The organism is Castellaniella sp. (assembly GCF_049673105.1).
GTDB lineage: Bacteria > Pseudomonadota > Gammaproteobacteria > Burkholderiales > Burkholderiaceae_B > Castellaniella.
Window position 1 is genome coordinate 22,771 of sequence record NZ_JBATXG010000008.1, and the last position, 19,203, is coordinate 41,973.

Annotated in this window: 20 protein-coding genes and 1 tRNA gene; 13 read left to right on the forward strand and 8 right to left on the reverse strand. The window is 60.5% G+C overall.

Annotated features, from left to right (window positions below; translation table 11 throughout):
• Positions 1-15 precede the first annotated feature (15 nt).
• From WBF69_RS02640 to WBF69_RS02655, 4 genes are all read left to right on the forward strand, one after another.
• On the forward strand, positions 16-1,038 hold the full coding sequence (locus WBF69_RS02640; protein WP_424260947.1) for a bile acid:sodium symporter family protein: 1,023 nt from the start codon (positions 16-18) through the stop codon (positions 1,036-1,038).
• A gap of 101 nt (positions 1,039-1,139) precedes the next feature.
• Positions 1,140-1,466, forward strand: a complete 327-nt coding sequence (locus tag WBF69_RS02645) for a 2Fe-2S iron-sulfur cluster-binding protein (protein WP_424260949.1) — start codon at positions 1,140-1,142, stop codon at positions 1,464-1,466.
• A gap of 15 nt (positions 1,467-1,481) precedes the next feature.
• Positions 1,482-1,799, forward strand: coding sequence for a ferredoxin (locus WBF69_RS02650; RefSeq protein WP_424260951.1), 318 nt, complete (start codon positions 1,482-1,484; stop codon positions 1,797-1,799).
• Positions 1,800-1,809: 10 nt separating this feature from the next.
• Positions 1,810-2,088 (forward strand): 2Fe-2S iron-sulfur cluster-binding protein, encoded by a 279-nt coding sequence (locus tag WBF69_RS02655; RefSeq protein ID WP_424261234.1) that lies wholly within the window; start codon positions 1,810-1,812, stop codon positions 2,086-2,088.
• Positions 2,089-2,106: 18 nt separating this feature from the next.
• Here the strand turns inward: WBF69_RS02655 and WBF69_RS02660 are convergent, their stop codons facing one another.
• Positions 2,107-2,823, reverse strand: coding sequence for a GntR family transcriptional regulator (locus tag WBF69_RS02660; RefSeq protein WP_424261236.1), 717 nt, complete (start codon positions 2,821-2,823; stop codon positions 2,107-2,109).
• Positions 2,824-2,934: 111 nt separating this feature from the next.
• Positions 2,935-3,681: a TSUP family transporter gene (locus WBF69_RS02665; protein ID WP_424260953.1), complete on the reverse strand. Its 747-nt coding sequence runs from the start codon at positions 3,679-3,681 to the stop codon at positions 2,935-2,937.
• 346 nt (positions 3,682-4,027) lie between these two features.
• Here WBF69_RS02665 and WBF69_RS02670 point away from each other — a divergent pair, with 346 nt between their 5' ends.
• The 8 genes from WBF69_RS02670 to WBF69_RS02705 all read left to right on the forward strand — a co-directional run bounded on the left by WBF69_RS02670 (position 4,028) and on the right by WBF69_RS02705 (position 13,030).
• Complete coding sequence (locus tag WBF69_RS02670; protein ID WP_424260955.1) at positions 4,028-5,551, forward strand: hypothetical protein; 1,524 nt, start codon at positions 4,028-4,030, stop codon at positions 5,549-5,551.
• Between the two features lie 79 nt (positions 5,552-5,630).
• Complete coding sequence (locus WBF69_RS02675) at positions 5,631-6,056, forward strand: RidA family protein (RefSeq protein ID WP_424260957.1); 426 nt, start codon at positions 5,631-5,633, stop codon at positions 6,054-6,056.
• Between the two features lie 170 nt (positions 6,057-6,226).
• Positions 6,227-7,432 (forward strand): porin, encoded by a 1,206-nt coding sequence (locus tag WBF69_RS02680; protein ID WP_424260959.1) that lies wholly within the window; start codon positions 6,227-6,229, stop codon positions 7,430-7,432.
• A 47-nt stretch (positions 7,433-7,479) separates the two neighbouring features.
• Positions 7,480-8,946, forward strand: a complete 1,467-nt coding sequence (locus WBF69_RS02685; RefSeq protein ID WP_424260961.1) for a gamma-glutamyltransferase family protein — start codon at positions 7,480-7,482, stop codon at positions 8,944-8,946.
• 163 nt (positions 8,947-9,109) lie between these two features.
• Positions 9,110-9,841, forward strand: a complete 732-nt coding sequence (locus tag WBF69_RS02690; protein ID WP_424261238.1) for a TenA family transcriptional regulator — start codon at positions 9,110-9,112, stop codon at positions 9,839-9,841.
• Between the two features lie 128 nt (positions 9,842-9,969).
• Positions 9,970-11,430, forward strand: a complete 1,461-nt coding sequence (locus tag WBF69_RS02695) for an aldehyde dehydrogenase family protein (protein WP_424260963.1) — start codon at positions 9,970-9,972, stop codon at positions 11,428-11,430.
• A 64-nt stretch (positions 11,431-11,494) separates the two neighbouring features.
• Positions 11,495-11,974, forward strand: a complete 480-nt coding sequence (locus WBF69_RS02700) for a GlcG/HbpS family heme-binding protein (protein WP_424260965.1) — start codon at positions 11,495-11,497, stop codon at positions 11,972-11,974.
• A gap of 36 nt (positions 11,975-12,010) precedes the next feature.
• Positions 12,011-13,030, forward strand: coding sequence for a 2Fe-2S iron-sulfur cluster-binding protein (locus tag WBF69_RS02705; protein ID WP_424260967.1), 1,020 nt, complete (start codon positions 12,011-12,013; stop codon positions 13,028-13,030).
• Positions 13,031-13,071: 41 nt separating this feature from the next.
• Here WBF69_RS02705 and WBF69_RS02710 read toward each other — a convergent pair whose 3' ends face one another.
• A complete protein-coding gene (locus tag WBF69_RS02710; RefSeq protein WP_424260969.1) occupies positions 13,072-13,314 on the reverse strand; it encodes a hypothetical protein in 243 nt (80 codons plus the stop codon).
• Positions 13,315-13,538: 224 nt separating this feature from the next.
• On the opposite strand from WBF69_RS02710, the gene WBF69_RS02715 reads away from it, so the two are divergent.
• Positions 13,539-15,596, forward strand: coding sequence for a PhoX family protein (locus WBF69_RS02715; RefSeq protein ID WP_424260971.1), 2,058 nt, complete (start codon positions 13,539-13,541; stop codon positions 15,594-15,596).
• 94 nt (positions 15,597-15,690) lie between these two features.
• Here the strand turns inward: WBF69_RS02715 and WBF69_RS02720 are convergent.
• From WBF69_RS02720 to WBF69_RS02740, 5 genes are all read right to left on the reverse strand, one after another.
• Positions 15,691-15,766, reverse strand: a tRNA-Thr gene (locus WBF69_RS02720).
• A gap of 31 nt (positions 15,767-15,797) precedes the next feature.
• Positions 15,798-16,232, reverse strand: a complete 435-nt coding sequence (locus WBF69_RS02725) for a ClpXP protease specificity-enhancing factor (RefSeq protein ID WP_424260973.1) — start codon at positions 16,230-16,232, stop codon at positions 15,798-15,800.
• A 2-nt stretch (positions 16,233-16,234) separates the two neighbouring features.
• Positions 16,235-16,843 (reverse strand): glutathione S-transferase N-terminal domain-containing protein, encoded by a 609-nt coding sequence (locus WBF69_RS02730; protein WP_424260975.1) that lies wholly within the window; start codon positions 16,841-16,843, stop codon positions 16,235-16,237.
• Between the two features lie 53 nt (positions 16,844-16,896).
• Positions 16,897-17,745 carry a cytochrome c1 gene (locus WBF69_RS02735; protein WP_424260977.1) on the reverse strand — a complete coding sequence of 283 codons (849 nt, stop codon included), beginning with the start codon at positions 17,743-17,745 and terminating at the stop codon, positions 16,897-16,899.
• Positions 17,746-17,775: 30 nt separating this feature from the next.
• Positions 17,776-19,161 (reverse strand): cytochrome b, encoded by a 1,386-nt coding sequence (locus WBF69_RS02740; protein WP_424260979.1) that lies wholly within the window; start codon positions 19,159-19,161, stop codon positions 17,776-17,778.
• Between the last annotated feature and the right edge of the window lie 42 nt (positions 19,162-19,203).

The following is a 19,203-nucleotide window of genomic DNA, read 5'->3' on the forward strand; positions in this document are numbered from 1 at the left end:
TGCGAGATCGATGGCATGTCCACCAAATTACGCTTACTTTTTGATCGATTCACCCTGACGCTGATCGCCGTCGTGGCGGCTGCCACCTTACTGCCTGCGCATGGGCAGGGGGCTGTATTTTTCAAGCACCTGACCTCGGCGGCGATCGCCTTGCTGTTCTTCATGCACGGGGCGAAGCTGTCCCGGCAGGCCATTCTGGCTGGGGTGATGCACTGGCGCCTGCACATCGTCGTATTCGTGTGGACCTTCGTGATCTTTCCGGTCCTGGGGTGGGCTTTGCGCCCGGTGCTGGTGCCGCTATTGGGCATGCCGCTTTACATCGGGGTGCTTTACCTGTGTGTGCTGCCGGGTACCGTGCAATCTGCGATCGCCTTCACCTCGATCGCACGGGGCAATATCCCGGCGGCGGTTTGCGCGGCTTCCGCGTCCAGCATCCTGGGCATCGTGATCACGCCCTTGTTGCTGCAGCTGTTGTTGACGGCGGATACATCGGCGCTCAGCTCGGGGTCCTTGTTGCAGTCCATCGGACGGATCAGCCTGGAAATCCTGCTGCCCTTCGTCCTGGGCCATCTGGCGCGCCCCTGGCTTGGCCGCTGGATGGACGGGCATCGCCGCCTCGTGCGCAATGTCGACCAGAGTTCGATCCTGCTGGTGGTGTACACCGCCTTCAGCGCGTCGGTCGTCGGCGGCCTGTGGCAGCAGGTGGACACGGGTTCCCTGGCGTTGCTGGTGGCGGTCTGTGCGGTGCTGCTGGCTTTTGTGCTGGGCCTGAACACCTGGTCGACCCGGCGCATGGGGTTCAAGCTCGAAGATGAGATCACGATCGTTTTCTGCGGATCGAAAAAGAGCCTGGCCACCGGAGTGCCGATGGCGGGCGTCTTGTTCAGCGCAGGCGCTATTGGCCCTGTGCTGCTGCCGCTCATGATCTTTCACCAGATCCAGTTGATGGTGTGTGCCGTGCTGGCCCAGCGCTATCTGCTACGGAGAGAATCCGAGGCGCTCGGACTGAAGGGGATGCCCGCTCGCGCCAGTCGTTGAGGTCCCCTGGAGCGAGAGCCCCTCAGGGATACTCCCGATGCACTTTCCCCAAAACGGTATACAATATCCAGAAATCGGCATTTAATGGTGAGATTGATTTCATGGTGAAAGTTACCTTCCACAAAGGTGGGCAGATTTACCTGGGCGAAGTGCAGGAAAACACCAATCTGGTCGTTCGCGCCGGCATTCGACAGTTTCCACATCCCAATCTGGCCTACAAGTGCGGCATGGGCAAATGCGCTACGTGCGCCTGCAAGATTCTGGACGGGGCGGAACATCTGCCTGCCCCGAACTGGAAGGAAAAAAAGCAGCTCGGCGGACTCCTGGACGAGGGCTACAGGCTGGTGTGCCAGTTATGGCTGACCCATGACGTTGAGCTGACTCAGGATGTCGAGCCGGTTCATCATCGTGTCGGAACCCCTTCCTAGTCCTGGAGAGCGCTCATGTATGTCATTGTGACCAGCAAGCCCGGCTTGTTTACCTCGACCCTGGATGTGGCAGACGCGATAGTGGAGTCCTATCAGTATCTGTTTTATGGCCGTTGCAAGGCGGTGTTCCAGCTTGCGCGCCTGGACGCGGAAGCAAAGGTGTGCATCGTCGAAGACGAGCCGCCGCACACTCGCAATATTGTGTCGACCAAATTTCTGGATCATTTCGACACCTTGGATCAGGCTCGCGCGGAATTGAATCATCTGGTTCGTTTCGGCAGCTTGGATGCGGTTTTGCAGCGCTGCCAGACCTCTGATGTCGCTGTTGGATGAGGAGGTTGTGATGGTGACGATTACGTTTCTGAATGGAAGTGCCAAATCGGTGCAGGCGCCGGACAACAGTAATCTGCTGCGGGTCTCGATCCGTGAAAAGGGCGGGATTCCATTCAAATGCGGCGGCGGCCTGTGCGGCACCTGCAAATGCCTGATCGAAGAAGGGCAGGACAATACCGATCAGATCAAGCCCAAAGAGCGGCGGCATCTGAAGCCGGAGGACTTCGAGGCGGGTTACCGGATGGCGTGCCAGACGTTCGTGACGGGCGACATCAAGGTGTCTTGGTAATGTCGTCGCCCAGGGCCGTCAACGCGCCCATTGCGGCGGCACGCCCCCGCGTTCTTCCACGTAAGCGCGTGCCGCATTGTGGACGTGCTGGGTAGCCAGCAGGCCGGCGAGTTCGACGTTGCCGGCAATGACGGCCCGCAGGATCTGCGCGTGGTCCGCCCAGTTCTCTTTGACGCGGCGCATATTGCTGGGGGCGAATACCAGCGCGGTCCGGTCCCGCAGTGAATTCATCAGGTCCATCAGCACCGGATTTCCCGTCACGGTGGCCAGTGTTTCGTGGAAGATCCGGTTCAGGTGGCGGCAGGCGTCTGTGTCCTCGCGCTCGGCTGCTTGCATCCCTTCTTCCAGGATGATCTGAAGTTCCGCGATGGCGTCGTCATCGCGGCGTTCCGCGGCCAGGCGGGCGTTCAGGCCTTCCAGCGCTGCGCGGACTTCCACCATGTTGTAGGCCAGTTCGTCTGACAGGACGGCGACGGAAGCCCCCCGGCGAGGTTCGATCGTGACCAGGCCTTCGGCGGCGAGCGCTCTCAGGGCCTCGCGGATGGGGATTCTGGACACGGCCATCTCGTCGGACAGACGGCTTTCGACCAAGCGTGCGCCAGGCCTGAATTCGCCTTGCAGTATCCGATCGCGCAGTTTGTCGCGGATGACTGCGAAAAGAGGGGAATACTGCTCGCCGATCTTCAGGTCGTCACCCCCCCGGGTGTTGCCATGCGCGTAGCTGTTGAGTCTCATTGTGGTCGTGCCCATGGTCCGGCTCTTGGCCTTCTTGAACAATTTCTTAGTATACAAGTCCCGGATAGGCGATCAGAGGAAGATGAAAGGGGTTGTGATCGGGGTTTGCCATTAATACCAGAGTGTCTTGGTGATCAGGCCCAGCGCGCTGAGCGCGCAGAACGTCAACAGGCCGTAGCGTAGCGCGGGCCCGCTGACGGAGTAGCGTGCTTTGTTGGACAGCCGGAAGCCAAAGAGCAGGAACGGAATCAGGCTGGCGCTCAGCAGAATGTCGCGCAGCCCGTAGTGCCCCGCGATGGCGAGTGCGACGAGCGATGCCGTGGCGCCGCACGCCAGAATGGCGCCGATGGTGGCGCGAATGGTCTGTGGCGCGCTGTGCTGCATGATGATCGCCAGGGGGGGGGAACCCACAGAGGTCAGCGTACCCATGACGCCTGAGATCAGGCCGGCGATGCTGGCATTGGATGCGGACACCTTGAGTTTCAGGCCCGAAGCGCTCAGGATGACGGCCATCAGGATGAGACCGGCAAATACCAGGGCCATGGCTTGTGGCGCTAGCTGGCTCAGTGCGAAGACGGCGATGAGCGCGCCGACGACCCGGCCCGCCAGCGCGAAGGATGCCGGCCGCCAGGCGATGTGCCGTCGTTCCCGCAAGGCGGTCAGCAATGTCGCCATGCCGCCCAGGGTGAGCAAGGGGCCGGGGACCAGGTCGGGGCTGACGATCAGGGCGATCGGGGCGGCAAACATGGTGAACCCGACCCCCCCGATGCCCTGCAGAAAGGCTGATCCGACGATCAAGACCGCCATCAACGCGTAGATCCATGGGTCGGTGAACGGCAGGAGATCAAGAGATGTCATGGTGCTTCCGACGGAAAGAGAGATCCTATCTTAATGGATTTTGTATACGATTTGCGGATCTTGCGTCGATGAGAACGCTTGAATCAAATGGATGCATGGTCGCCAGCGCCGTGCGTAATTTCCAGCCATCCCTTGATTTATATAGGGTAATTTGGCGGAATATGCTTCATGCTTGAAGGACTACGGGAAACCCCTCGTATAAACATTAAGCTTCAAGAATATAATATAAAGTATACAGGATGCGAGGTATCTCTATTCGTACCCTGATCTCCGCTATCAGATTGTCCATCTCTGCAATTACCATCCTCGAAATTCAATTCCAGGATTCGCCTACAAGGGGAGGCTCATGGGTTCAGAAGTCACACTCAACCTATCGCATTGGCTGTATCTGGCCAGTGTGGTAGTCATCATCGTCACGATGATCTTTCGTGCCAATGTGGTCGTGCCAGCGGTGATCGGCACGTTTCTCGTTGTCACCTCATTGATGGGCAATCCTGTCAATGGATTCATCGGTATTTTCTCGGCCAGCTTCGTGGCAGCGCGCGAACTGTTCAATATTTTTCTGGTCATCACCTTCATGACGGCGCTGCTCAGCGCCTTGAAGGCGACCGGCGCCGATGAACTGATGGTCCGACCGTTCCAGAAAATCATGCGGGGCGGGTTGTCCTCCTACATCGTCATCGCCGTGGTGACGTATCTGTTTTCTCTGTTTTTCTGGCCGACCCCTGCCGTTCCCCTGGTGTCGGCGGTTCTGCTGCCGGCGGCAATCGCGGCTGGCCTGCCTCCTCTGACGGGCGCCATGGTGATTGCGATCTCGGGCCAGGGCATGGCGCTGTCTTCCGACTACATCATTGGCGTGGCGCCGGGCATCAGCGCCAAGGCGGCAGGGGCGGCGGTCAGTGCGCAAGCCGTGGCCGATAAGGCCTTGGTGCTGTCCCTGATCACCGGGGTGGTGGCGCTGGTGCTGGCCTACGTGTTCACACGCAAAAGCGTTCGCAAGCCCGACCCGGCATTGCTGGATGAATGGCAGTCCCGGGCAAGCGATGGCGGTCTCGGCCAAGTAGAGCGCTCGGGGACCTTCGACAAGGCGGAATTGGCCCAGAGCGCCGAAGCCCCGGACGAAGATGTGCCGGCCGCCTCGCGTGCGCGGGCGCATCTGGCCAAATGCGCCCGGACCTTCGCGGTAGTCACGCCGCTGGCGTTCCTGGGCGTCATTCTGGTGCTGGTGCTGCCCACCGTTTACCCATCGCTGCCCGTTTTGCGGGGCGGAGACGCTGCCGGGCTGGTGGGCGGCGTCGGCTTCGTGCTGATGATGCTGGCCTGTCTGATGTTCGTAGGTCCCCGCAGAATGCTGGATCTTTGTCCGGACTACATGACGGACGGGTTTGTGTTCGCCTTCAAAGCCATGGGTTCGGTGTTGCCGATTGCGGGCTTCTTCTTTCTCGGCACCAGCGAGGCCACCGCGCAGATCCTGGGCATTGCCGGCGACAAGGCCCCCAGTCTGCTCTTCGAACTGATCGCTGCAGGGCAGCACTACATTCCCAGCAATCCCTTCATGATGGCCTTTGGCGAACTCATCGTCGGGATGGTGACGGGCATCGACGGTTCGGGATTCTCGGGATTGCCGCTGACGGGTTCGTTGGCTGGCGCCATCGGCCCGGTGATCGGGATGGACCCGGCAACCTTGGCCGCCATTGGTCAGATGGGAGCCATCTGGACAGGCGGCGGCACCCTGATCGCCTGGTCGTCGCTGATTGCGGTGGCGGGTTTTGCTCGCGTGTCGGTGCTGGATCTGGTCCGGATGCTGACCTTGCCGGTATTGATCGCCCTTGCGGTGTCGACCATCTACGCTGCCATCTGGATGGTCTAGCAACCGGTCGCCGGGGAGGGGCCGTGTGATGCCCTTTCCCTCGGCGGCGTGTTCGTCCATGACGTCTTCAGGATAAAACATGTCTTCCTTGCCGCTGTCCCAGGGTCATTACAGCATCGCCTCCAGAACCGGAGAAACCATCTTTACCGCCGGCATGACACCGCGAAACAACGGGGTGCTGACCATGCGCGGCAGGGTTTCGGCGCAGCGGTCGATCGAAGCATATCGGGAGCCCGTCGAGCTGGCGGTGGGCAATGCCTTGCGGGCGGCGTCCAGCCAGTTGCGCGACGGGGAAAGGATTGCCCGGGTCCTCAATATGGTGGTGTACGTCGCCGCCGAAGATGGGTACGAGGCGCACTCCAAAATCGCCGATTTCGCATCCGACAAGCTGTTCTCCGTGCTGGGCGATGCCGGCATTGGTTGCAGGAGCGCCGTGGGTGTGCACTCTTTACCGGGTGGCGCTCCGGTCGAAATCTCTCTGGTGGTTTCGGTTCGGGACCCGTAATGTCGGGCACCTGATCCCCGTCATTCTTCGCAGATTCTCCCGTCATCGTTCTCTTGCGCGCAGTGCTTCGCCTGCGCCGTGGGGAAGGTTTTTCAATCGAAAGCCAAAGGAGGTGATCTCAGACCCATGCTGGAGTAAAGGAGTGCAGCTGAGCTGCATGTCATTCAGGGTTGGGCTGGCGCATCGGTTCACGTGAATCGGGTGAACGGCAACCTATCAATAAGATGGAGACTCGAAATATTATGAAGAGGGAAGCTCTTATTCTGTCGCTGATCGGCAGTTTCGCGACAATCGGCGTTGCTCAGGCGGAAACGTCGGTGACCTTGTATGGCGTCGTCGACACCGGTTATGGCTACAGCCAGAGAAAAATCAACAAATCAGGCATTGATTATTCAACCACGGCCTCTGGCATGCACGACAGCTATCTGTCCGGCAGCCGCTTCGGCTTCCAGGGAGTCGAAGACCTGGGGGATGGCCTGCGCGCCATCTTCGTGCTGGAATCCGGCATCAACCCCAGCGATGGCACCACGGTGACTCCGCGGATGTTTCACCGAGAGTCCAACGTCGGCCTCTCCAGCGACTTCTGGGGAACCTTCAGCATGGGCCGCCAATACAACCTGGCCGACCCGTTCTTCAGCATTAACAGTACCTCGTCGATGGGGGATATCGATAAAACATTCGGCGCGGCTTCTGTGCGCGTGGACAATATGTTCAGGTATATGACACCCAATTTTTCCGGGTTCCAGGCGGGTGTCGGTTATGCGGCCAATGGCGCCATCGTCAGGAATAATCAGGATCCTGATGTCAACAACCGGGATCGCGACAGCTATCTGTCCCTGGGTGTGCAATACACCGATCAGGAACTCCATGCCGTGGCGACCTATGATCGCGCCGGTTCAGGCAAATCGGAGCATGCAGCGACCAGCTGGGCGCTGGTGGGGTCGTATGATTTCGGCCTGGCGAAGCTGGCCCTGGGGTATGGGCAGGATCGGTATGGGAAGATCAATGGCGTAGGGGCTTTCGGGGATAACGCGCTGTTCGCCCAGATATTCGCGAAGGCGGGGTCGGCGATCACGGACTATGACGAATTCCTGATGTCCCATGACTTCAAAGCCAGCAACTATTACGTCGGCCTGTCTGTACCGGTCGGGGGCGGGACGGCGGGATTCGCCTGGGCACGCACATCGTCCAACCTGGATGATGCGGACAAGCTCGGCGATTACGCGGGTGATCAGAACATATACAGCACGCGGTATGTGTATCCCCTGTCGAAGCGCACCAGTGTGTACATCTATGGTTCATACGGCAAGAACATCGCCTACATCGATGGACTGAAGGCGACCGAGGCGGGTGTGGGCCTGAATCATAGTTTCTGAAGACCGGGCAGGCGTGTCAGTCGCCTGCCCGACACGGGAGTGAAGTGATGAGCGGAAATCAAGGCAGGTCGGGCGCCATGGTGTCCACCGGCAACCCCCTGGCGGCGCAAGCTGCCAGGGAAATCCTGGAAGCCGGCGGTTCTGCCGTGGATGCCGCGATTGCGGCCGATGCGGTCATGGGGGTCGTCGAACCGATGGCGACGAGCATCGGTGGCGATCTGCTGGCGATGATTCATCAGGCCGGGCAGCCTGTGCTCAGCTATAACGGGACCGGACGCGCGCCCCTTGCTCTGGATGCTGCGATGGTGCAGGCGCTGCCAGGCGCCCGGATTCCCGAACGTCACCCCCTGTCGGTGACCACGCCAGGAGCGGTGATGGGCTGGTGGGACCTGCATCAGCGTTTCGGCCGTTTGGAATGGCGGCGTCTGTTTGACACCGCCATTCACCATGCGCGCGCCGGGTTTTCCGTGGCCAGCGTGGCGGCGCATGAATGGGCGATTTTCGACTTCGTCCTGCACCAAGATCCCGTGTGCGCCCGACTGTTCCGTGCGGGGCGCCCGCCCGCGTCGGGGGAGCAGTTCCAGAATCCCGAACTGGCCGACGCCCTGGCATGCATCGCTGTGGATGGTCCCGACTATTTCTATCAGGGGCCGCTGGCCCAGGCTGCGGCGCTGTCCGTCCAGCGGATGGGGGGCGTGCTGGCGCCCGAGGATTTCCGACGGCATACCGGTGATTTCGTGACCCCCTTGTCCCTGGATTTCTATGGGGCGCGGATCCACGAGTGTCTCCCCAACACGCATGGCATTGCGATTCTGGATGCGCTGGCGGCCATTCAGAATCGGGGCGGCGCCCCGGACGATCCCGATACCTGGGTGCAGATGGTCCGAGCGACGGCGGCGGCGATGGACAAGGCCAAGCGGACAGTCGCGGACCCAGCCGGCAACACGGTCTGTACCGTCGTGGTGGATGCCGCGGGCCTGGCGATCACGCTCATGTCCAGCGTCTTCAAGCGCTTTGGTTCCGGCATTGCCGTGGCCGATGGCGGGTTCTGCATGCAGAATCGGGGATTCGGCTTTTCCGAACCTGGCCATATCAATGGGCCGGGGCCGGGTAAGCGCCCTTACCATACGGTGGTCCCAGGGCTGACGACACGGGACGGCGAATTTTTGCTGGGCATGGGGGTCGTCGGCGGCCTGATGCAACCCCAGGGGCAGATCCAGATCCTGACGCGGGTCCTGGCGTGGGGCTGGGATATCCAGAAAGCGCTGGATGCTCCGCGCTGGCGTCTGGAGGCGGGCGATACCCTGGCGATCGAGAAGGGCTTTCCCGACAGCATTGCCCAGGTGTTGCGGGCATCGGGCTACGAAGAGCCTCATGCAGCTGCCGGCGAGCTGGCAGGCCGCAGCGATTTCGGGGGTGCGCACGCTATTTTTCGCTCGCAGACCGGCGAGCTGCAGGGGGCTGCAGATCCGAGGAAGGACGGTCAGTGGTTAGAGGCCTTTAAGCTTCAATAATCCAGGATTCGAAATTCGCGGGATAACCCTTATTTTCCGCAACAGTATACGGTATACAATAGTCTATACATGCTGCTCAATCGATCCACACCACATGCGGATTTTCCTGGGCAAGGTCTTGCGACCACCTACTTTTATGTTGTGTTTTGATACGGGAATGGAAATGGCTACATTGATGAACCAAGATGAATTCCGCACTGCCCTGGAATTGGCGATTAAGGGCAATAGCGCGAATAAGGCTCCCTTCAGCGTGGCTTGGGCGACCGGAAAACTGAGCCGGGCCCATATGGCGCGATGGGCTGAGAACCACTATCACTATGTCGGTCCGTTTGCGGACTACCTGGCCTACGTCTACGCACGCATGCCCGACAACTTCACCGACGCCAAGGACTTCCTCCTGGCCAATATGTATGAAGAGGAAATCGGCGGTGATCGCCACACTGATCTGCTGATCCGGTTCGCCGAAGCTTGCGGCACGACGCGCGAGCGCGTGGAAGATCCGGACAACATGTCGCCGACCACGCGTGCGCTGCAGTCCTGGTGTTATTGCGTGGCGATGCGGGAAGACCCCATCGTCGCGGTGGCTGGCCTGGTCGTGGGCCTGGAATCGCAGGTGCCGTCGATCTATCGCAAACAGTCGCCGATTCTGAAGGAGCAATACGGTTTTACCGACGAAGAAGCCGAATTCTTCGACCTGCACATCGTCTCGGATGAAATCCACGGCGAACGTGGCTATCAGATCGTTCTGGAGCACGCCAACACGGTGGAACTGCAGCAGAAATGCCTGCACATCTGCGAGATCGGCGCGAAGATGCGGTATCTGTACACCACCGCTCTGTACAACGATTACGTGAAAGACGAGATCTCCCTCGAAGAACTGGAAATGGCGGCATAAACAGGCCGGGCGCACGGGCGGCAGTCGGCCTGCCCGCGCGCAGCCGGCGAGTTCTTTCTTCATGGAATCGATCCGGATGGCGTGGCGCCCCAGGGCCTTGCGCAATCCGGGCAACAGGATGATTGGCTGTGGGTAATATCAATACGCAGGTCTTCAAGAATCACGTCGGTGGGACATGGCAGGATGCGGCTTCGGGCGACACCTACCCCAATCCCAATCCAGCCGACACATCGGATATCGTCGGACACTTTCAGGATTCAGACAAACAGGATGCCCGGGCTGCAATCGAGGCGGCTCATGCTGCGTTTCCGGCCTGGTTCGCCACGCCGATTTCCAAGCGGGCAGCCATCCTGATGCGCGCCGCCGAACTGCTGCGCGACAGGGCGGATCAGATCGCCGAAGAGCTCACTCGAGAAGAAGGCAAGCAACTGTCGCAGGCCAAGGCCGAAGTGCTAAGGTCCGCCGGCACCTTGCAGTTCTATGCGATCGAGGGTCAGACCTATTCCGGTGAAACCTTTCCTCAGGACGACCCTGACATGGTGGTCTACACCCAGCGCGAACCGTTGGGCGTCGTCACCGTTATTTCGCCCTGGAATTTCCCGATCTCCATCCCGTCCCGCAAGATCGCGCCCGCGCTGATCACGGGGAACACCGTGGTCTTCAAGCCATCGACGGATGCACCACTGTCGGGCTATCGCCTGGCCGAGGCCCTGGTCGATGCCGGTATCCCGGCAGGTGTCCTGAATTTCGTGACGGGCCGGGCTTCCCGGGTCGGCGATGTGTTGACGCAGTCGCCTGAGGTCCGAGCCGTGACGTTTACCGGGTCGACGCAGGCCGGCGAGGCTATTCATCGCGGCGCCTCGATGACGACGCGTCTGCAAATGGAGTTAGGGGGCAAGAACCCGCTGATCGTGATGGCGGACGCCGATATTGACCTGGCCGTCGATCTGACTATCAAAGGCGGCTTGTCGCTGACCGGGCAAGCCTGCACCGGCACCAGCCGGGTGTTGGTGGATCGATCGGTCTTGCAGCCGTACACCGATAAGCTGCTGCAGCAGGTCGCACGGCTGAAGATCGGGGCCGGGATGCAGGCTGGCAATGACCTGGGGCCTTTGGCGACCGAGAACCAGATGAAGACGGTGCTGGAATACGTCGCGATCGGCAAGGCCGAAGCCACTCACCTGGTGGGAGGGGATCGACTGAGCGGAGAGGGCTATGACCGGGGCTACTTCGTGACGCCGGCCATATTCACCGACGTGAAGCCCGATATGAAGATCGCACGCGAAGAGATCTTCGGGCCCGTCATTGCGATCCTGTCGGTGGATGGGTACGAAGAGGCGATCCGCATCGCCAACGACACGGAATATGGCTTGTCGGCGAGCATCGTGACACGGGATGCGCGGCTTGCCCACCGATTTGCAAACGAGATCCAGACCGGCACCGTCAAGATCAATCGCACGACGACCGGGAACCTGACGAATGCGCCGTTTGGCGGCATCAAGCGTTCCAGTACGGCGACATTCAGAGAGTCCGGGCGCGCCGGCCTGGAATTCTTCACACAGATTAAGACAGTCTATCGCGGCGTTTGACGATGGATTTCGATGATGGCCCAGGACTGGGACCATCGCAGCACTCAGGAACTGGAGAACAGATATGAAAAAGACCCTGCAACTGGAACAGGAAGAAGCCCGTCTGATGGTGGATGCCGCCATTGCGCGATCCAAGGAGATCGGGGTTTTGGAGACCGTGTGCGTGGTGGACGCGGGCGGCTTTCCGATTGTTCTGGAGCGTATGAACGGCGCCCGGATCACCGGACCGCAGATTGCCATGAACAAGGCTTTCACCGCTGCGGGTCACAAGCGTTCCACGCACCTGTTTACCACGCCGCCCAACGGGCCGGCGCTGCCGGGCAACGAAGCCTTTGGCATTCAGCTCAGCTTTGAAGGGCGCTTCGCCGCATTCGTGGGTGGTTTCCCCATCGTGGTCGATGACGAGGTCATCGGCGGCATCGGCTTGAGCGGTGGTAATGGCAAGCAGGATACCGAGGCGGGTCTTGCCGGTCTGCGGGCGTTGGCCCAGGCGCTGAAGGCCAAGGGCATGACCGTGCTGGTAGAAGCCGATATCAAGAAGTAAGCGCAGCAGTCGGCGAGAAAAATCAGGAGAGTCGCCATGAGTCATCGAATCGTAGTATCGGATACCAACGAAGCTTTCGACGTGTCGAGTCACGAAACGATTCTGGATGCCGCCTTGAGGGCCGGCATCAAGCTTCCGCACGAGTGCACCTTCGGAGGCTGCGGCACGTGCAGGATCAAAGTGCAAGAAGGATCCGCCCACTACGACGAATTCCCTATGGCGCTGACCGAGGAAGAGGCGGCCCAGGGTTATGCCCTGGCCTGTCAGGCACGTCCTGATGGCGACATGGTGATCACGCCGGCCAGCAAAGGGCTGGAACTGCCGGATCCCGTCCGGACGCATGCCGAAGTTCGGGCGGTGGAACCGCTGACCGCCGATATTTCGCGCCTGGTGTTGCAACTGCCGGAAGACCTGGATTGCGAGTATCGGCCCGGCCAGCACATGAACATTCTGCTCAAGGGCGTAGGTGAGCGTAGCTTCTCGATGGCGAGCGCCTATCCCTTTGGCAACGAGGTCGAATTTCACATCCGGCGAGTGCCGGGCGGGTATTTCACCCAGGATCTATCGGGATCGCTGGCGACGGGCAGCCTGCTGGACGTCGAGATCCCGCGTGGGACGTTCTGCTACCACCCTGACGATTACCGGCCCATGATGTTTGTGGCGACCGGCACCGGTCTGGCGCCGATCCGTGCCATCCTGGAATCCCTGCTGGATGACGAGGACTGTCCGCCGGTATCCCTGTATTGGGGCATGCGCACCGAAGCCGATCTGTATGCTCGCGAGGAACTGGAATCGTGGGCCGACAGACTGTATGAATTCAATTTCGTGCCGGTCCTGTCGCAGGCATCGGATGTCTGGCGAGGCAGGCGCGGCCATGTGCAGCAAGCCATCGCTCAGGATTTCGACGAGGTATCCGAATTTTCCTTCTACCTGTGTGGATCGCCGGGTATGGTGACGGATACCAAGCGGTTGTTGCTGGGGCTGGGGGCCGAGTTGGACTACATCTATTCGGACAGCTTCACCTTCCATCACCGTGAGCATCCGGTGGAAGCCTGATGGCTTTCACCGGACTAAGCGCTGGCCGGCACCCACGGTGATCATGAGGATGCATGCGCGTGGCGATGACGATGATGCACAGCGGTCCGCTGGTGCGGCGTGTTGCTGGACCCAGTGGCCGAGAGTTCGCCGGATTCGGCCATTTCACCCTTCAGGGCCTTTGCCAGATCTTTCGCGGTGATGGTGATCAGCGGGATGGTGCGCCGCAGAACCGAACGATGCTTGTAAAAACGACCGAGTGATTCACCCAGCGGTGTGGAGGGGTAGCGATTAGGGGATGCCATGATGGTTCTCCTGTATGAGTTCGTCTTGATTGACTTGTATTTAGTATACCGTTTATTGACCGAATTTACTAGTATTAACCCTAATATCGATAGGTCATTTACTCGTGTGACTCGTCGGGTCGGGCGGCTGGTCGGCTGATCAACCCCGATCCGCTTGTCATATGCCCGACATATAGGCTCACTAGACTGCAGGCTTCTATCCCTGTCACGTCAAGGACGAGCCGATGCAGTTTCCTTCTTATGATCTGGACGATATCTCCGCCAACCCTTCCTGTCAGGAGTCGCTGGCGAATCTGCGGGCGCGCCTGAGCCGTCGGCGTTTCATGGCCGGCGGGCTAGGCGTTGGAGCCGTGGGTTTTCTGGGCGGCATGCTGCCGCTGGCGCAAGCCCTGGCCGCCACCGGCGTGGCGCCTGCCGCCCAGGCGCTGGGCTTTGAGCCTGTGCCCATGAGCACGAGTGACTCGGTTGTCGTCCCCAAAGGATACGCCCACGCCGTGATCAAACGCTGGGGCGACCCCCTGCATGCGAGTGCGCCCGCATTCAAGGGCGATGCCAGCGACGACAGCGCCGCCCAGGAGCAGCAGGTCGGCTACAACCACGACGGTATGCATTTCTTCCCCATCGACGGCAAGAACGCAAACCCAGGCAGCAGCACGGAAGGTCTGCTGGTCACCAACCACGAATACGTCACACCGCATTATTTCTTTCCGGTCGGCGTACAGCCCGGCGGGCAGGGCTGGTCGCTGGACTGGATCCGCAAGGCGCAGCATGCGCAAGGGGTATCCGTCACCCACATCCGCCTGGATGCACAGGGGCAGTGGCAATTGGTCGCCGATTCGCCCTACAACCGCAGCATTCATGCCAACACTGCCATCGATCTGGTCGGGCCTTCAGCCGGGCATGCCTTGATGCAGACGCAGGCCGACCCCAGCGGGCGGCAGGCGCGCGGTACTTTCGGCAATTGCGGCAACGGCTGGACGCCTTGGAACACCTATCTGACCTGCGAAGAAAATTTCACCGACTATTTTGGCGTCGGCAAGCAGGATGCGAAGGCGGTCGATTACCCGGATGCGGCCTATCGCGAACACATGCAGCGTTACAAGGGCGCCGGCAAAGCAGCCGATCCCGAATATGCCTGGGACCTGCACGATGCGCGTTTCGACTGGACGCAGGAACCCAATGAATACAACCGCCACGGCTGGATCGTCGAGATTGATCCCTTCGACCCCAAGGCCGCGCCGCGCAAACTGACGGCGCTGGGTCGCTTCAAACACGAAAACGCCGCCCTGATGATTGCGCCCGACGGACACGTGGTGGTCTATATGGGGGATGACCAGCAGAGCGAGTATCTCTATAAATTCGTCTCTGACGAGGTTTTCCGCGAGAGCGACCCCGCCCATAACCGTCAATTGCTGGAGCAGGGCACGCTGTACGTCGCGCGTTTTGGCGCCGGCGCCGACGGACAGGGCACGGGTCGCTGGATACCGCTGACTCTGGAGTCCAAGGCCATCGATGGCCGGCGCTTGGGCGCCTTGTTCAACGAGGATATGGGTGAATTGCTGATCAAGACCCGTCAAGCAGCGGACGCCGTGGGCGCCACGCCGATGGATCGCCCGGAATGGGTGGCCGTGCACCCGGACCGGCGCGAAGCCTACGTCACGCTGACCAACAACAGCGCGCGCGGCAGCGGCAAGCCCCGCTGGCCGGGCGGCCCGGCGCACCCCGAAGCGGATGCCGCCAACCCGCGCGACAAGAACATCTACGGCCAGATCGTGCGCTGGCGCGAGACGGGCGATGCCGCCACCAATCAGGCATTCACCTGGGACATCTTCCTGCTGGCGGGCAATCCGGGCCTGTATGGTCAGGACGATTCCCGCCGCGGCTCGCGCAACGTGACGCCGGACAATATGTTCAACAGCCCGGATGGCCTGGGCTTTGATCCGCAGGGCCGCTTGTGGATCCAGACGGATGGCAAATACAGCAATAGCGGGGACTACGCCGGCCAGGGCAATAACCAGATGTTGGTAGCCGATCCCGTATCGGGCGAACTGCGCCGCTTCCTGACCGGCCCCAAGGGCTGCGAGGTCACCGGCATCACCTGGACGCCCGATCAGCGTTTCGTCTTCATCAATATCCAGCATCCAGGCGAAGGACCGGATCTGGACGACGCTCAGACCAAGCCTTTGTCCGCGTCGAATTGGCCGGATGGCGCCCAGGCTACGCGCCCGCGTCCCGCCACGGTCGTGATCTGGAAACAGGACGGCGGCATCGTCGGCAGTTGATGGGGGCGCCGGCTGGCAGACGTGCCGCTCGGGTGGCGCATCGGCCAGCCGACCGCAGGCCTGTCAGGCGTTCTCGGGCAATGCGTCCAAAAACTGGTGCCGGCTAAAGGAATCGAACCCTCGACCTTCTCATTACAAGTGAGCTGCTCTACCAACTGAGCTAAGCCGGCGAAAGACCGCCATTCTACAGGAATGGCGGTCTTATTTGACGATTTTCAGGTGGGATGGCTTGGCGCTGGCGGGGGGCGTGTCGTCTGGCGTCGGGGCCGATGCCGCCGGTGCCGCGTCGGTCGCGGCATCGTCGCCACCAGGGTAGGGTTGTGACGCCACGACCTCGAAGCCCATGCCGGCGCCGGTTTCCCGGGCATAGACGGCGGACACGGCGGCGACCGGGACGAACAGGTGTTCGACTGCGCCATTGAACCGCGATTCGAATTCGATGTATTCGTTGCCCAGCGTCAGGCGATTGGTGGCCAGATGACTGATGTTCAGCGTGATCTGGCCGTCGTGCACATGGGCAGGGGGAACCACGGTATTGGCGTCCACCGTGACCACCAGATAGGGCGTATAGCCGTTGTCTGTGCACCATTCATGCAGTGCGCGGATCAGGTACGGTTTGGTCGACGTTTCCTGCATGATCAGCGGCGCATGACCTTTTCGGACGGGGTCAGGGCCTCGATGTAGGCGGGACGGGAAAACAGGCGTTCGGCGTATTTCTGGATCGGTGCGGCGCTTTTCGGCAGTTCGATGCCGTAGTGCGCCAGGCGCCACAGCAGGGGGGCTACCGCCACGTCCAGCATGGAAAAATCGTCGCCCAGCATGAACTTGTTTTTCACCAGCAGCGGCGCCAGCTGCGCCAGCCGATCGCGAATGTTGGCACGGGCGGTATCGCGGACTTTTTCGTCCGTGATGCTGCGGTTTTCCAGCGTGGACACGTGCACGAACAGTTCTTTTTCGAAGTTGTACAGGAACAGACGCGTGCGAGCGCGCATGATGGGGTCCGCCGGCATCAGTTGAGGATGCGGGAAGCGCTCGTCAATGTACTCGTTGATGATGTTCGATTCGTACAGAATCAGATCGCGTTCAACCAGGATCGGCACTTGGCCGTAGGGGTTCATGACCGCGATGTCTTCCGGCTTGTTGTACAGATCGATATCGCGGATTTCGAAGTCCATGCCTTTTTCGAACAACACAAAGCGGCAGCGTTGCGAAAAAGGGCAGGTCGTTCCGGAATAAAGCACCATCATATTGAGGATTCCAATACAGAAAAAGCAGGGATGCGCCCCGAAGGGCGCGCGGACTACCGGACGTGCTTCCAGTAGGCGTGGTTCATGCGGATGGCCACGAACAGGAACAGGAACAGGAACAGCATCACCCAGACGCCGATCTGTTTGCGTTCCAGCTGAACGGGTTCAGCCATCCAGCCCAGGAAGTTGCTGAGGTCGGCGACGTTGTGTTCGAACTGGCTGAAGGTTTTGGCGTCAGCCGAGTCGAAACGCCCCGTCTGGCTGGATTCGCCCTTGTAGCCGTCCAGCTTTTCGTTCTTGACGGTCGGGAAGCCGGCCTCGTCATAGACGGTGGTGGTGCGTGTCCAGTGGGTAGCGCCCGAGTCGTCAGCGACTTCGTGAACCTGGATGCTGGTGTAGGTGCGCGGGCCTTCCAGTTCCCAGAGGACGTTGGGCATGGCGACGCTGGGGAAGACCGTGTTGTCCCAACCGATCTTCTTGGTGGTGTCGCGGTAGAAGCTGCGCAGATAGGTGTAGATGTAATCCACGCCCGACGGACCGAAGTTGGTGCTCTTGGCGCGAGCGATCACGGACAGGTCCGGGGGCGCGGCGCCAAACCATTTCTTGCCGTCTTCGGGAGTCATGGAGACCGTCATCAGATCGCCGATCTTGTCACGGGAGAACAGCAGGTTTTTCTTGATTTCGGTTTCCGTCAGCCCCAGATCCATGAGCTTGTTGTAGCGCATGGAATTGGCGCTGTGGCAATTCAGGCAGTAGTTGACGAACAGCTTGGCGCCGTTTTGCAGGGCAGCCAGGTCGGTGATGCGGTCGGGGGCGCGATCCAGGCGCACACCGCCTTCAGCGGCGAAGGTCAGTGTGCAGACCAGGGAAAGGGCCAATGCACCGAGCAGTTTTTTGATCATGATCTTTCCGTAGCAGTCAGTGATGGGCCATTAGTGAGCGCGAAACGTGACGCGGTCGGGCACCGGCTTGAACGTGCCAAGGCGGCTCCAGACGGGCATCAACAGGAAGAACGCCAGGTAAATAACCGTGGTGATCTGGCCCATGAGGGTGAAGGTCGGCGTCACGGGCTGCGTACCCAGCCAGCCCAGGATCAGGAAGTTCACGATAAAAATAGCATAGAGCACTTTGTGCCACGACGGACGGTAGCGGATCGACTTCACCGGGGAATGATCCAGCCACGGCAGGAAGAACAGGATCACCACGGCGCCGCCCATGGACACCACGCCCCAGAACTTGGCGTCCAGGACTTTCATCAGGATGGCCACGACGATCAGGATCGCCGGCACGGCCAGGCGCCAGATGCCCGAGAGCTTGCCCTTGGCGAACAGCGCCAGAGCGGCGATCACGGCGGCAGCCGACAGGACCCAGGTGAAATCACTGGTGGTGGCCCGCAGCATGGTGTAGAACGGCGTGAAATACCAGACCGGCGCGATGTGCGGCGGGGTCTTCAGCGGGTCGGCCGGCAGGAAGTTGTTGTATTCCAGGAAGTAGCCGCCCATTTCGGGGCCGAAGAAAATGATGGCGGCAAAGACGATCAGAAAGCCCGCCACGCCCACGATGTCGTGCACCGAATAGAAGGGGTGGAAGGGGATCCCGTCGACCGGACGGCCATATTTGTCTTTCGGGCCTTGTTTGATTTCGACGCCGTCGGGGTTGTTGGAACCCACTTCGTGCAGCGCCAGGATGTGCGCCACGACCAGGCCGATCAGCACCAGCGGGATCGCGATCACGTGGAAGGCGAAGAAACGGTTCAGCGTGGCGTCGGACACGACGTAGTCGCCGCGAATCCACAGGGACAGGTCAGGACCGATGAAGGGGATGGCCGAGAACAGGTTCACGATCACCTGAGCGCCCCAGTAGGACATCTGGCCCCAGGGCAGCAGGTAGCCGAAGAAGGCTTCGCCCATCAGGCACAGGAAGATCGCGACGCCGAAGATCCAGACCAGTTCGCGCGGCTTGCGGTAGGAACCGTAGAACAGACCGCGCAGCATGTGCAGGTAGACCACGACGAAGAACATCGACGCGCCGGTGGAGTGCATGTAGCGGATGAACCAGCCGCCGGGGACTTCGCGCATGATGTATTCGACGGACTCGAAGGCGAAGCGCGCGTCGGGTTTGTAGTTCATCACCAGGAAAATTCCGGTGACCACCTGGATCACCAGCACCAGCAGCGCCAGCGATCCGAAGAAATACCAGAAATTGAAGTTCTTCGGAGCATAGTATTCGGACATATGCTCTTTGAACATTTTCGTCAGCGGGAAGCGGCGGTCTACCCAGCCCAGCAACCCGGTCGTCTCGACATTATTTTCGGCCATGAACGGCTCCTATCAGTATCACGAAAAGATGAACAGCGCGTT